Source organism: Bacillus sp. FJAT-25509 (genome assembly GCF_001420605.1).
In the GTDB taxonomy this organism is placed as follows: Bacteria; Bacillota; Bacilli; order Bacillales; family Bacillaceae_G; genus Gottfriedia.
Map to the genome: position 1 here is coordinate 294,641 of NZ_LJIZ01000026.1, position 13,220 is coordinate 307,860.

The 13,220-nt window shown below is 31.3% G+C and carries 12 protein-coding genes; 7 read left to right on the plus strand and 5 right to left on the minus strand.

Going from position 1 to position 13,220, the window contains the following annotated elements:
• Nucleotides 1–3 precede the first annotated feature (3 nt).
• Nucleotides 4–1,119, plus strand: a complete 1,116-nt coding sequence (gene menC / locus AN960_RS17430; RefSeq protein ID WP_056473981.1) for an o-succinylbenzoate synthase — start codon at nt 4–6, stop codon at nt 1,117–1,119.
• A 323-nt stretch (nt 1,120–1,442) separates the two neighbouring features.
• On the opposite strand, the gene AN960_RS17435 is transcribed toward menC, so the two are convergent.
• The 3 genes from AN960_RS17435 to AN960_RS17445 are packed head-to-tail and all read right to left on the minus strand — an operon-like array spanning nt 1,443 to nt 4,804.
• Entirely contained in the window at nt 1,443–2,636 is a 1,194-nt protein-coding gene (locus AN960_RS17435) for a hypothetical protein (RefSeq protein ID WP_056473982.1), read from the minus strand.
• Nucleotides 2,637–2,653: 17 nt separating this feature from the next.
• Nucleotides 2,654–3,853 (minus strand): DUF58 domain-containing protein, encoded by a 1,200-nt coding sequence (locus tag AN960_RS17440; RefSeq protein ID WP_056473985.1) that lies wholly within the window; start codon nt 3,851–3,853, stop codon nt 2,654–2,656.
• Complete coding sequence (locus AN960_RS17445) at nt 3,854–4,804, minus strand: AAA family ATPase (RefSeq protein WP_056473988.1); 951 nt, start codon at nt 4,802–4,804, stop codon at nt 3,854–3,856.
• Between the two features lie 397 nt (nt 4,805–5,201).
• On the opposite strand from AN960_RS17445, the gene AN960_RS17450 reads away from it, so the two are divergent.
• The 6 genes from AN960_RS17450 (at nt 5,202) to AN960_RS17475 (ending at nt 10,901) form a co-directional block, all read left to right on the plus strand.
• The gene (locus AN960_RS17450) at nt 5,202–6,374 is read left to right on the plus strand and encodes a CapA family protein (protein WP_056473992.1); all 1,173 of its coding nucleotides are present in this window, start codon (nt 5,202–5,204) and stop codon (nt 6,372–6,374) included.
• A 540-nt stretch (nt 6,375–6,914) separates the two neighbouring features.
• Nucleotides 6,915–8,030, plus strand: a complete 1,116-nt coding sequence (locus tag AN960_RS17455; protein WP_056474254.1) for an RNA-guided endonuclease InsQ/TnpB family protein — start codon at nt 6,915–6,917, stop codon at nt 8,028–8,030.
• 186 nt (nt 8,031–8,216) lie between these two features.
• The gene (locus AN960_RS17460; protein ID WP_056473993.1) at nt 8,217–8,765 is read left to right on the plus strand and encodes an RNA polymerase sigma factor; all 549 of its coding nucleotides are present in this window, start codon (nt 8,217–8,219) and stop codon (nt 8,763–8,765) included.
• Nucleotides 8,762–9,223, plus strand: a complete 462-nt coding sequence (locus AN960_RS17465; protein ID WP_056473996.1) for a hypothetical protein — start codon at nt 8,762–8,764, stop codon at nt 9,221–9,223. Before AN960_RS17460 ends, AN960_RS17465 begins: the two co-directional genes overlap by 4 nt.
• Nucleotides 9,224–9,237: 14 nt before the next feature.
• Nucleotides 9,238–9,693 (plus strand): hypothetical protein, encoded by a 456-nt coding sequence (locus tag AN960_RS17470; protein ID WP_156339715.1) that lies wholly within the window; start codon nt 9,238–9,240, stop codon nt 9,691–9,693.
• Complete coding sequence (locus AN960_RS17475; RefSeq protein WP_056474001.1) at nt 9,690–10,901, plus strand: DUF4097 family beta strand repeat-containing protein; 1,212 nt, start codon at nt 9,690–9,692, stop codon at nt 10,899–10,901. Before AN960_RS17470 ends, AN960_RS17475 begins: the two co-directional genes overlap by 4 nt.
• Before the next feature lie 134 nt (nt 10,902–11,035).
• Here the strand turns inward: AN960_RS17475 and AN960_RS17480 are convergent, their stop codons facing one another.
• Entirely contained in the window at nt 11,036–11,701 is a 666-nt protein-coding gene (locus tag AN960_RS17480; RefSeq protein ID WP_056474004.1) for a YwrJ family protein, read from the minus strand.
• Nucleotides 11,702–11,732: 31 nt separating this feature from the next.
• Nucleotides 11,733–13,091, minus strand: a complete 1,359-nt coding sequence (locus AN960_RS17485; protein WP_056474007.1) for an arsenic transporter — start codon at nt 13,089–13,091, stop codon at nt 11,733–11,735.
• Nucleotides 13,092–13,220 lie beyond the last annotated feature (129 nt).

The window sequence follows — 13,220 nt, forward strand, 5'->3', positions numbered from 1 at the left end:
GAAATGAAAATTAATAAAGTAATATTACGCCATATGAAGCTAGATTTATTGTATCCATTTACAACGAGTTTTGGAACTGAATATGACCGTGAGTTCATTCTATTAGAAGCGATCAGCGAAGACGGTATATCAGGTTGGGCTGAATCTGTTGCAATGCTTGATCCACTATATAATGAGGAAACTGTAAAAACAAACTGGCATATTCTAGAAGATTATCTAATTCCAATCGTTTTAAATAATGATATTAACCATCCAGACGAACTTTCCGAAAAGTATTTCTCACATATTCGTGGGAACTATATGGCCAAAGCTGCCATCGAAGGCGCAATTTGGGATCTTTATGCTAAACAAGAAAATATTTCACTTTCAACTGCGTTAGGTGGAACGAAAAAGGAAATCGAAGTAGGAGTAAGCATTGGGATTCAAGATTCAATTGATTCAACGATTAAAATCATCGAAAACCGACTTGAAGAAGGCTATAAAAGATTTAAATTAAAAATTAAACCAGGCTGGGATCTTGAACTGATCGATAAAGTACGAAAAGTTTATCCAACTATTCCCTTAATGGCGGATGCGAATTCAGCATACACATTATCTGATATGGACCAATTAATTGCATTAGATGACTATAATTTAATGATGATCGAACAACCACTTGCATACAACGATATAATCGATCACGCAGATTTACAAGAAAGAATGAAAACTCCAATCTGTTTAGACGAAAGTATTCACTCACTAGAGGATGCTAGAAAAGCACTAAAACTAGGAAGCTGTAAAATTATTAATATTAAAATTGGTCGAGTTGGAGGACTAACTCAATCAAGAAAAATACATGATCTATGCCAAGAAAATGGAATTCCATTATGGTGCGGTGGAATGCTAGAATCAGGAATCGGAAGAGCCCATAATATTGCAATCACATCATTACCTAACTTCATTCTACCCGGAGACACAGCAGCATCTGCATTATACTGGGCTGAAGATATTATCGAACCAGAAGTAACCGTAGAAAACGGAATGATCACCGTACCAACCAAACCAGGCATCGGGTACGACCCACATATGCAAAATATTGAAAAATATACAATCAGTACGAAAGTTTACAATAAGAATTAAATACAAAGAGGAGAAAACACAAACCTAGTCAAGTGAATGGATTGTGTTTTTTTCTTGGATCATGTTTAGTTTTGAACGATTCTCACTCAATTTATAGTTATTTCTTCTATTTTTTGAATCTGATAAACTATTTCCTCATGATACCAAGCCTTATTTGCAGTTTTCATAGTTTTAATTGTAGATTTGGTTATTTTAATTGCAGATTTGCCAAATTTAATTGCAGTAATGGTATTTTTAATTGCACTTGAACCGATTTAATTGAAGTCTCAACCTTTTGAACAACGTGAAAACCCAAACCTAAGTACAGGGTTTGGGTATCTAATTTATTCTTTATCTTCTTCCTTATTTTTGCTTTTAATCCGATTCTTAATCCTTTTCACTTGTTCTTCGTATTTCTCAATATCCTTTATTTCACCTTTACCATAGCGCACTGAGTTATATGCATTGATTAGTTCATCTTCATACGGCATTTGAATTCGCTCCAACCACTCTTTTAATGTTTCATTTTGGTGTCGACCCATTTTGTATTTAGATGCATATTTTTGAAGTTGGAAGATTAGTTTTCTGATTTGCTCTGTTGGGGCAGAGTGTTTGAAAAATCGTCTTTTTTTCCTCTTGTGTTCTGGTATTGCATAAGATTCAATACTGATTTCATGTTGGACAGTATGTTTTTTATTGCGTATATAAGAAAGCTTTCTTATGATTAGCCAAATTACGATTAAAACGATCATCAGTAAAATTAACCATACCCAAGTAGGAGTCGACTCTAAAATATAATGGTGATTACGGATGTTTTGTGGAAGTTTATCTTCTGCACTTAAATTTTGACTTAGCTTATTTTTTTTCTCTTTAATAGTGATGTGATCTACATAGTTAAACAAAGGAGTTCCTAAAATACCAACTGCTCTAAATAAACCGTCTAGTAATTTAAAAATCCCCCACTTTAAGATCGGTAAGATTAACGATATGATTCCAGTAAGTAGGGCTGCTATACTAATAGATCCTATAATTCCTCGATAGTTTTTAATGGTTTGTGTAGTGACTGCTTGTTGAAAGTATCTACCTAAACTAAATAGAATTGTAAAAATGATGATGATCCATAATATCAAGTTCATATAAGAATAATGTGAAGTCCAGCCAAAAAAGAGGACTACCAAACTTGTTAAATAAAAAATAATTTGTAATCTATGTCGTTCTTCGATCCATAACGAAGTGTCTTTAAGAAAAGCCTCAAGTCGAAAATAGATAAAGCTAGCACATAAAATAGATGCAACAGAATTTAAGCCAAGAGTGTAACTGATTCCTCCAGAAATAATGGCTGATAGAAATGGAATAACTCGTGATACTTGAGACTTTCGTATTGAGTAAAGTAAAAATAGATTTCCAATCATAAAAATACAAATGAACGCCAAAGTAGGTGGCAGTTGATTTTTTGATTCATATAAGAATAAAACGATTAAATAGAGTAATAGATATTCTAATGAAAAAAAGTATGTAGAAAGTAAGCGTAAAATCATTGCATGATCCTTTCGACTTAATGTTGTCCAAATGGAACAAGTGTTGGACTTTCTAAATCATCTTGTAGATAATAGATGCTTTGGCCACGTTTTCGCATTTGAGCGAAATATCGATCTCCATGCTTACCGAACGGGCCACATAAAATAACAACAGGAGATTTTCGTTGTTGCTTTTCTACGTAATGCAGTAATCTATCGATCGGCTGTGTCATTCTTGCGCCATTTATTCGAGCAAGAATTTCATAAGTTTTACTTAATTGAGATTTACCACCACCAATAGGTAAATGATAAACAGGAACGCCACTTTCCATGTTCAAATTTAGAAATATTTCATAATTTATATTTTTTATTTCAGCATATTGAACTATATAGGCAATATTACTAGCAATTGATTCGATGTTATCAATTATACTTAATCTAAAATTATCATGATGAGGTTTTCGTAAATTTATAATAAATGTAATTGAATAATCGGCAGTTCGTTCATAAATTTTCGTTTGAAGTACTTGAGTTTTAGCACTAGCCTTCCAATGGATTCGATGAAATGAGTCTGAATACACATAGTCTCTTGTTCCAATCGGAGCTAGAAAATCTTCAAACATACTAGTATTTGTTACAAAGCTGCCATATGAGCTAGTTGAAATTATTTGGTCAATTTGAGGTACAGAAATTAAAGTAGGATAAATAATAATTTCTTTATATAAAAATGGTTTATAGGTTATATAGATATAGCCTAAACTGAAAAAATTTGAAATTTTTAATTCTACTTGTTTAATTCTAGTAACACCACGCTTAGTAGCTGAAAGCGGTAAATTAACCTGGAGCGTTTCGTTACCTTTTAGTTGAATAGGGATCATTATTTCTAAATTTGAATCGTTACTAACAGTTTTAAAATTTATACTATCTACTATTGATTCTAATTTTATTCGAACTGTTGCGTTAATAATTGGTAACCAATGATTCTGCGTTATCTTTATAGGTAAATTAAATTGTTCCCCGACTGTAACTCGAATGGGTTCCTTGTCGTTTTCGATGATCAGGTGATCAGAAATATGTTTTAAATAGTATCGACTCATCAAACTAATGATTATTAAAAATCCCCCTAAAAACATTACTAAATAGGTAGATTGAAAGAAATTAATGATTAAAAATATGACCCCAAAAATAATTAGTATATCAAGTGAATTTTTACCATGTATTTCTTTATGCCAAGTCATTTATTGACCAGCCCCAGCTTCTACAGGAACTTCAACATCATTTAAAACTGATTCAATAATTTGTATAGAGTTTTTCTTTAAGGATGCTTCAAGGGTCAAGACTAATCTGTGTGAGAGGAGATAAATCGCAACATCCTTCACATCTTGTGGGGTGACAAATGACCTATTGTTTATATATGCTTTACCTTGTGAAGCTCTCATTAGTGCCAATGTACCTCGTGGACTAATACCAAGTTGAATATCTTCATGATTTCTCGTTGAATGAATTATATTTAAAATATAATCCTCTACTTCATCCGAAATTGTAACAGTCTTCACCTGTTCTTTCATTTCATCAATTTCTTCTAAAGTTAGTACATTTTTTAAATTCGAAAACGGGGTATTAGAACGATATGACTTCATAATGCTTTTTTCTTCTTCAAATGTAGGGTATTCCAAACTAATTTGCATAAAAAATCGATCCATTTGTGCTTCAGGTAACGGGAACGTACCTTGTTGTGATTCAATTGGATTTTGAGTTGCGATAACAATAAACGGATTTGGAAGAGGAATAGTTTCTCCATCGATTGTTACCTGGCGTTCTTCCATTACTTCTAATAAACTAGCTTGGGTTCTAGGTGTAGCACGATTAATCTCATCTGCTAATAAAATATTCGTCATAACAGGACCAATTCGAAGTTGAAAGTCTTGTTCTTTTGGATGAAAGAATTGAATACCTGTTACATCACTAGGTAATAAATCCGGAGTAAATTGAATTCTTTTAAACGATCCATTAATCGTTTTGGCAAAGCTTTTAGCTAATTGTGTCTTTCCAGTACCAGGGACACTTTCTAATAGAATATGCCCATTATTAATGAGAGCGATGAAAATCATTTCAACGACATCCTCTTTACCAATGATCACATGACTTATCTCTTTCTTTAATTGTAATAACTTTTCTGATCTATTCATTGTTCTCTCCTTATCTTTCAAAACGTTTTAAGAATTATTAAATATGAATTTGTGTTCTATTTAAAAATCAAAAAATGTGATCATGCTATTATTTTAATAGTTTAACATTAGTAAAGTCCAATAATTCTCAATTTTTAAAATCTATTAAATTAAACGATTGATATTGATTGATATTTCTAAATAAACACTGTAAAATATATTGCTTGTTTGTTAAAAAATGGAAATAATTTAAAAGGAGTACAGTCGGAAACGTCAGTGATCGACGAAAGTTTTAAGGATCTTAAAGAGTATTAAATGATGATAAGGATTAAAATATAAATAGATAAAGGTTCGGATTGTTTTGTCATTCTCTATGCTATGCATTCCAATGAACCTCCCTTTAACAGGAGAGAAAAAGATGAAAAAATTAATTGTAATATTAGTAACTTGTTTTTTTGCTTTACTTTGTGGGTGTACAAGAAATAATCAAGAGGATCACAATGTAAAAGATAATAAACGAAATACAGAACAGGTTAAAGAGCAGAAAGAACCGATAAAAAAAATAAGTCAGGATGTTTCAAAGGTAACCGTTGGTGCCGTGGGGGACCTATTAATTCATAATGAAGTTTATGAAGATGCTATGCTTCCGAATGGTGTATATAACTTTAATAAAATGTTTGATGAAGTTAGAAAAACGATGGAAAAGCCAGATATTTTAGTAGCGAATCAAGAAACGATGATTGGTGGAAAGCAATTCGGATTATCTACATATCCAGCGTTTAATAGTCCATATGAAGTAGGAGATGCACTCAAAGGGGCTGGGGTGGATTTTGTAACACTGGCCAATAATCATTCGCTTGATCGAGGTGAAAAAATTATACGAAGTGCGATTTCCCATTGGGACGCTATTCATATGCCATATACAGGTGCTTTTATATCACAAGCAGATCATGACCAAATTAGAGTGATAAATAAAAATAATATTCGATTTTCATTTCTTGCTTACACATTTGGTACAAATGGGATTCCCGTCCCTAAAGGAAAAGATTATTTAGTAAATTTGATTGACCTTGGCAAAATACGTGGTGATGTTGAGCGGGCAAAGAAAATATCAGATGTTGTAGTAGTTGCTATGCATTGGGGTGTTGAATATGAAAGAATGCCGAACACTACCCAAAAGAATCTTGCAAAACAATTGGCTGATATGGGAGTTCAAATTATTATTGGAAATCATCCACATGTTCTTCAACCGCCGGCGTGGATCACTGGTAAAATGGGGAATAAAACAATCGTCTTTTACTCATTAGGAAATTACTTATCAGCTCAAGATGAAATTTATGAGTTAATTGGTGGAATGGGTACAATTGATGTGATAAAAACTAGCACTGATCAAAATGTGAAAATTGAATTGGCAAATCCAAGCTTTTTTCCAACGTATAATTACTATCGTGATAATCGTAACTTTAAAATTATGTCTTTGGAAAATATTGATGAAGTCAATCTGAAAAATGGCAAAATGAGATACAACGAAATAATGAACCATATGCGAACAAATATTAAGGATTTAAAAAGTATTCCTGAGGTTCAATAGGTTATGTTTTTAATATTCACTCTTAAAGCTAGGAGACAAATTAAAGAGATATGGGAACCGTGAATGAAAAAAGGGAAGTCATAAATAGAAATGTTAAATCGGTTATCATAACTTTTCACTTCGCTCTGAGTTCGAATATATAACTATTTAAATATTCATCAAACCGGAAAGCTTGTACTCCATATTACAAGCTTTTTTTATTCATTATATAAGTAATTACTCACAAACTATTTAGTTTAATTAAGTCATTTAAACTAATAAAGTTAGCTTAAATGAAGTCTTAAAAAAACTTTTTCAAAAAAATTTAATTTTTTGCAGGGTTTATAAAATTATTTTCGTCTAAGTCATGTAAGAGTAAACAAGTAAACATCTATTAATCTAGATTTAAAATTTATAAAAATATCACAATTCGTTAAAAACGAAAATCACTCAGTGTGTTTAAATATACATGAGGTGAGTTATTTGAAATTAAATTCGATAGGTGGTTGTGCCAATAAGATAGGGAGAACTGGACAAACTCTTAAAAACTTGGACAAAACAATGATTTTTGCGAAGAAAGTGAGATTAAGGCCAACTAAAGAACAAGAAATACAATTATGGAAATCAGTAGGAACTGCTAGATGGGCTTATAATTGGGCATTATCAAAACAAGAAGAAAGCTATAAAAACGGTGGGAAATTTATTTCTGAGGGCTTGTTAAGAAAAGAATTAACTGTATTAAAACAAACTGATGAATTATCTTGGTTGTTTGAAGTATCGAATAATATTACAAAGCAAGCGATAAAGGACCTTTGTCGTGCGTATAAAAAGTTTTTTAAAGGATTAGCTGATAAACCACGATTCAAAAGTAGAAAAAAATCGAAACCATCTTTTTATAACGATAATGTGAAGTTGTTAGTAAAAGGAAATAAAGTATTAATTGAAAAAGTAGGATGGGTTGTAGCTTCTGAAATTATACAAGATGTAAAATTCTATAATCCTAGAATTAGTCACGACGGAAAATACTGGTATCTTTCAGTAGGAATAGAAGAATTAAAACCAACAGTTGAACTTACAGATGTCTCACTTGGAATTGATGTTGGAATTAAAGAATTAGCTGTTTGTTCAGATGGCACCAGAAAGAAAAATATTAACAAAACAAGCACTGTTAGAAGATCAGAGAAACGCCTACGTAGGTTGCAGGGTCAAGTTTCTCGCAAATATGAAATGAATAAGGAGGGAAACCGTTTCGTCAAAACAAGCAACATTATAAAAATCGAAAAGAAGATACAGCACATCTACAGAAGATTGTCAATTATCAGACTTAATCATCTTCACCAATCCACTTGCGAGATCGTGAAAACCAAACCTTGTCGTATCGTAATAGAATCGTTAAATATCAAAGGGATGATGAAGAATAAACACCTTTCAAAAGCAATTGCGAAACAGTGTTTATTTGAATTCAAACGCCAGATTCAATATAAATGTGAAAAGTATAATATTGCATTAGTTGAAGCTAATAAATGGTACCCATCTTCTAAAACGTGTTCAAGTTGTGGGAAATTGAAAAAAGATTTAAAACTATCAGACCGATTATACAAATGTGAATGTGGTTATGAAATAGATCGAGATTTAAACGCAGCGATCAACTTGTCACGATATAAATTAGTAATCTGACACATAGACGTCATTACTAATATGTAGGATTCGTTGTATCCGAATTTACGCCCTTGGAGTGTTGGATCAAACGAAAGTAGCCTAACTAGGCAAAATCGGACACGTAGAATAGGGAAATAAACAAAATCTATAAAAACACATTTAATGATTTTTATAATTTTTTGGCAACGGAAAAGAGGTGATGCAATGGAGTCGGATGAACAATTAGTAAGGAATATAATAAAGGGGAATCATCAACTATTTAAGGAATTAATAGTTAGATACCAATCAAAGGTATTTGCAGTAGCGCTGAAAGTTTCAAATAACCAAAAGGATGCTGAAGATATTTCGCAAGAAGTCTTTCTCCAATTGTATCGTTCTCTCGAAAACTTTAACGGAGAATCAAGTTTTGCCACATGGGTTTATCGAATTACAATGAATAAAGCAATTGATTTTAAAAGAAAACAAGTAAAACAACAGGAAAATGAAACTAGTGAATTACTTTCTACTTTACCAGAAGAGAATTTATTATCACCTGAAGAAGCTTTAATAAAAACGATTGATAAAGAACTTATTCATTCATATTTAATTGAATTGCCACAGGCATATAGCGATGTACTGAAATTATATTATTTTGAAGAACTTACCTATGGGGAAATTGCTTTGAAATTAAATGTAGCCGTTAAAACAGTAGAATCACGTTTATATCGAGCCAAACGTTTAATTAAAGACAAGCATAAAGGAGGGATCATTTGAAACATTTAACTTCTGACCAACTATTATCGTATCAACAAAAGAAGCTTTCAAATAAAGAATCTCTGTTGCTTGAACAGCATTTAAATGAATGTATCTCATGCCAGGCGGAACTTGAACTTCTTAATGAATTAGACCAGGAATGGATGAATCCATCTGATTTCCAGTTTTCAGATGAGCTAGTGAACGAAATAATGAAACAAACTGAATCCATACAGATTACGGAAAAAGTGAATGAAAAGAAATCTAAAACAAATTCAAAAAAAGTTCGCTTAATCCATTTAGTATTGGCTGCTGCAGCAACATTTTTATTTTTCCAATTTCAATTAACTGAACGGATTACTAATTCAAATCGTCACGTTGTACAAACGATTGATCAGACGTCTTCGTTAATTGAAAAAAGTGAAAAAATTAAACTATCAATTCCAATTCCAAAAATTTTGAAAGGAAATAAAAAATAATGGAGGTACAAACTTTGAAAAAACGTAAAAAATTAGTTTATTTATTATCGATCTTACCTGGTCTTGGCCATTTTTATTTAGGATTAATGAGTCGAGGATTGCAGTTTATGCTGTTATTTTTCGGTACAGTATTTTTAACACATTTAATTTCAAGCTTTGGTTTTTTTATACCGGTCATCGTATTTTATAGCTACTTTGATGCACTTCAATATCATAGTAAATATCGTGAGGACATTGAATTGATAGATGAGCCAATCGTAAAACATCAATTTAAATTTAATAAGTTTTTAATTGGTTGGGTATTAATCGGTTTTGGTTGCTTATCTTTATTAGAGAACGCTTCTGATTATATTTCTAGACATTATAATATCTTTATTGATTATAATTTAGTACAAAATTTATTAATCAGTATTGTTTTTGTCGGACTTGGTATTAAATTATTAACTGGAAAGTCGAAAAAAGAAGCATGAGGAATTGGAAAGTAGGCACGATAACAGCTGGAATTATATTAATCGCAATTGGTTTACTTTGGTTTCTACAGAATTTTATTTCAATCCCTTATTCAAAGATTCTAATTAGTGCATGGCCAGTTGCTTGTATTTTATTAGGGATTGAAATATTACTATTTCATATAGTAAGAAAAGAAGATTCACTTCGTTTTCATGGATTTAGTATTTTTTTACTTATACTAATGATGGCTGTTTCAATCCTATTTAGTATTGGTCAATTGTTTGTCAAAGAAATTGGTTATACATTCAAGTCTAAAAATATTGAAATAAATGATTCGAAAACGATCACTTCATCAATTAATGAAGTTATTATTAAAGCTAATAATAGTGATATTAGTGTAAATGGAACGGATTCTAGTACATTAACCGTAAATGGTAATATAAGAGTTCCGGATCGGGATAAAAAAGACGATGAAAAAATATCAGATTATTACTCAGTAAAAACATTTGGTAATAAAATGATTATTGAGATTCGTAATGAAAACAATCAGATTTTTCACTTTGATAATGACAGTTCACAGCTAAATATTGATTTACCTAAAAGCATTTTAACGAATATAAATGTAAAAAATGGCTCTGTAAATTTATCAAATAGAGACAATAAAACAGTAATAAATTCAAATGATGGTCAAATCAATATTGAAAATGTAACTGGAAACTTAGTTGCAAAAACTAGAAATGGTTCGGTCAGCTTAACGAATGTAAATTTAAAAAGTGATAGTGAAATTGCAACGAATGATGGTGAAATCACAATCAAAAATATTTCTGGTTATTTACATTCCACTACTAGAGATGGTAGCATTTCGATTGAACATGCAAATATAGAAGGAACAAGCGAAATAACGACTTATGATGGAGAAATTAACTTAAGTGATTATAAAGGGAAAATTAATGCAAAAACAAATAATGGTGCAATTAATGTTGAGGATGCATTATTAAATGGTAATAGTAAAATTTCTTCTGATGATGGTGAAATTCAAATCGACCTACTAAAAGATAATAATCTAACGATCAATGCTGAAACATATGATGGTAGCTTTAGTGGTAATATTGGATGGGAAATGAAAAATAAAGATGAAAATCATACAAATAAGGCGATGGTTGGAAATGGCGAACATCAACTTAATTTAAAAACGAGGAATGGATCAATTTACGTAAATAAAGATTAGAAGATTAAGAGCCCCAAGCATTGCATGGGGCTTTTTTTACTTAAGATGCATTAAGATTTTGAAAGTGAGTGAATCGCTGCTTTTTAATCAAAAAAAAACCTTTAAATACATTTTGTATCAAAGGTAATATCCAGCTAAGGTAAGTGGACCGATTTAATATGTCCCAGTTTTAGGTAAACATTTTGTCCACTCGCTACGGAAAGTTCTATTTGATTATTATCTACTTTATTTAAAAGCCCAATCTTCATTGGATCTGTTCCACCATCAAAAATAACAAGCTTTCCAATTTCTTTTCTAAGCTGAATTTCTAAAGATCTGTGTATTGGTGTAGTAGGTGGATGAACTGATAGTGTCTCATTTGTTAAATTATATGGCACCACTCTATGGTTATATGGTGTGATCCATTTTAAATGTGATAAAGAAATATACATTGTATGAAATACAGGTGAGTAAAATACAAGATAATCATTTAATACGTTCATAATATAGCCATGAAAAGTTATATTACCAGTTACATAGATTTCTGAAAATATTCCTTTAGCATTTAGTAAAATTTTACGATAAGAAATTGTCTCCATTTCCTGCGTAATGGATGGTTCATTAGGGTTATTTATTTTTTCTTTTAAATCATTATTTTGATATACCATATGGATATGCATCCAAGGGATATAATAATATTTTATGCCGTTAAAAAGGACTAAAATATCTTGTCCTAAATCAGTAAGAATTCCTTCGAATATGACGTCTCCAGATAATCTTACCGAGACTTGTTCTCCAAGTAATGTAGATACATCACTCACGTAGATCTCCTCCTAGAGGTAAAAGTATTGATTAGTGTGCGAATACTAATTGTACCCAGTAGTATAATAGAAACAATGTAACAACCGTTGTTAATGGGATAACAATTATTGTAACGCCTAAATAATCTTTCCATTTTACTTTAATTTTATTTTGTTTTAATATGTGCATCCAAATTAATGAAGCAAGAGTACCAATTGGTAATAATAATGAACCCATGTCACTTCCGATGATATTTGCAAGATAAATCGTTTTTAAAGTGATTGGGTCAAGACCCATTTCAGTTAGTGTAATTGTTCCAATCATAAGCGCAGGGTGATTATTGAATAGATTGGATAAAACAGTTACTAAACCGCCCATAATAAAACTCGCTTGGAATAATCCTTGATTAACGATTGGTTCACATTCTTTTACTAAAAACTCCGTTAAACCAGCATTATGAAGCCCATAGATGATTACGTACATTGAAAATGCAAAAATTAATATTTGCCAAGGTGTCTTTTTTAAGATATCTGTAGGAGTTGTTCTTAAGTGGTACCATCTCCAAATTAATAAGACTAAGGAGCCAAGTACGGCAACTAATTCAATTGGGATTGAAAAGTAAGATGCAACGAATAACAAACATCTCATTAAGAATACGAAAGCTAGAACTTTTAACATAAAATTTGTACGTTTCTTTTTCGTTTCAACTGAAATTTTTGTTTTTAGTGGATGGAAGTTTTTTATAAAGAACGATTCTTCAATATCGTCTGTTGAAATTGGTAAAGTCTTAGGTAATTTATTTTTTAATACAACATACATGAGCACCGACATAAACAATAAACCTAATGTTGCAGGGACGAACATCATTGCTGTATGCATATAAAGTGTCATATGCACAATCTTTAACGCGATTAAGTTTACAATATTACTTACTCCGATTGGCGCACTAGATGCTGTTGCAATAAGCGCTCCAGATAATAAATATGGAATTTGTTGGTGTGGTTTTAGACGAAGATTTTTTAATAGAAGGATTAAGATTGGAGTTGTAATTAGAATACTGCCATCATTGTTAAAGAGTAAGGTCATCAAAAAGCATAATAGTTGGATATACCAATATAACCGATACCCAGATCCTTTTGCCAAAGTAACTAGTCGAGCTGCTGACCAATGAAAGAACCCGAAGCTTTCTAAAATAACAGCCATAACAATTGTTGCAATAATTGTAATTGAAGCTCCACCGATTTTCGTTATTATGTCATATAAATCGTGGCGACTAACAATTCCAGTTACTAGAATGATTATTGCTCCAATTGAAGCAGGCCATGCTTCATGAATTCCTTTTGGTCTCCAGAATATGACAGCCATTGTCATAATGAAAACAAATGCTGTCATTGCAATTTCAAAATTCATTTTTATTCACCTTTCCCTAATCGGTAGTATTTTTTTGTGTCCTACTTGTCCGATTAATATACTAATATTCAATTTTACTAATCATGTACTTAGTTAGTTGACCATTTTTTTAAGTTTGTATATTTGTCC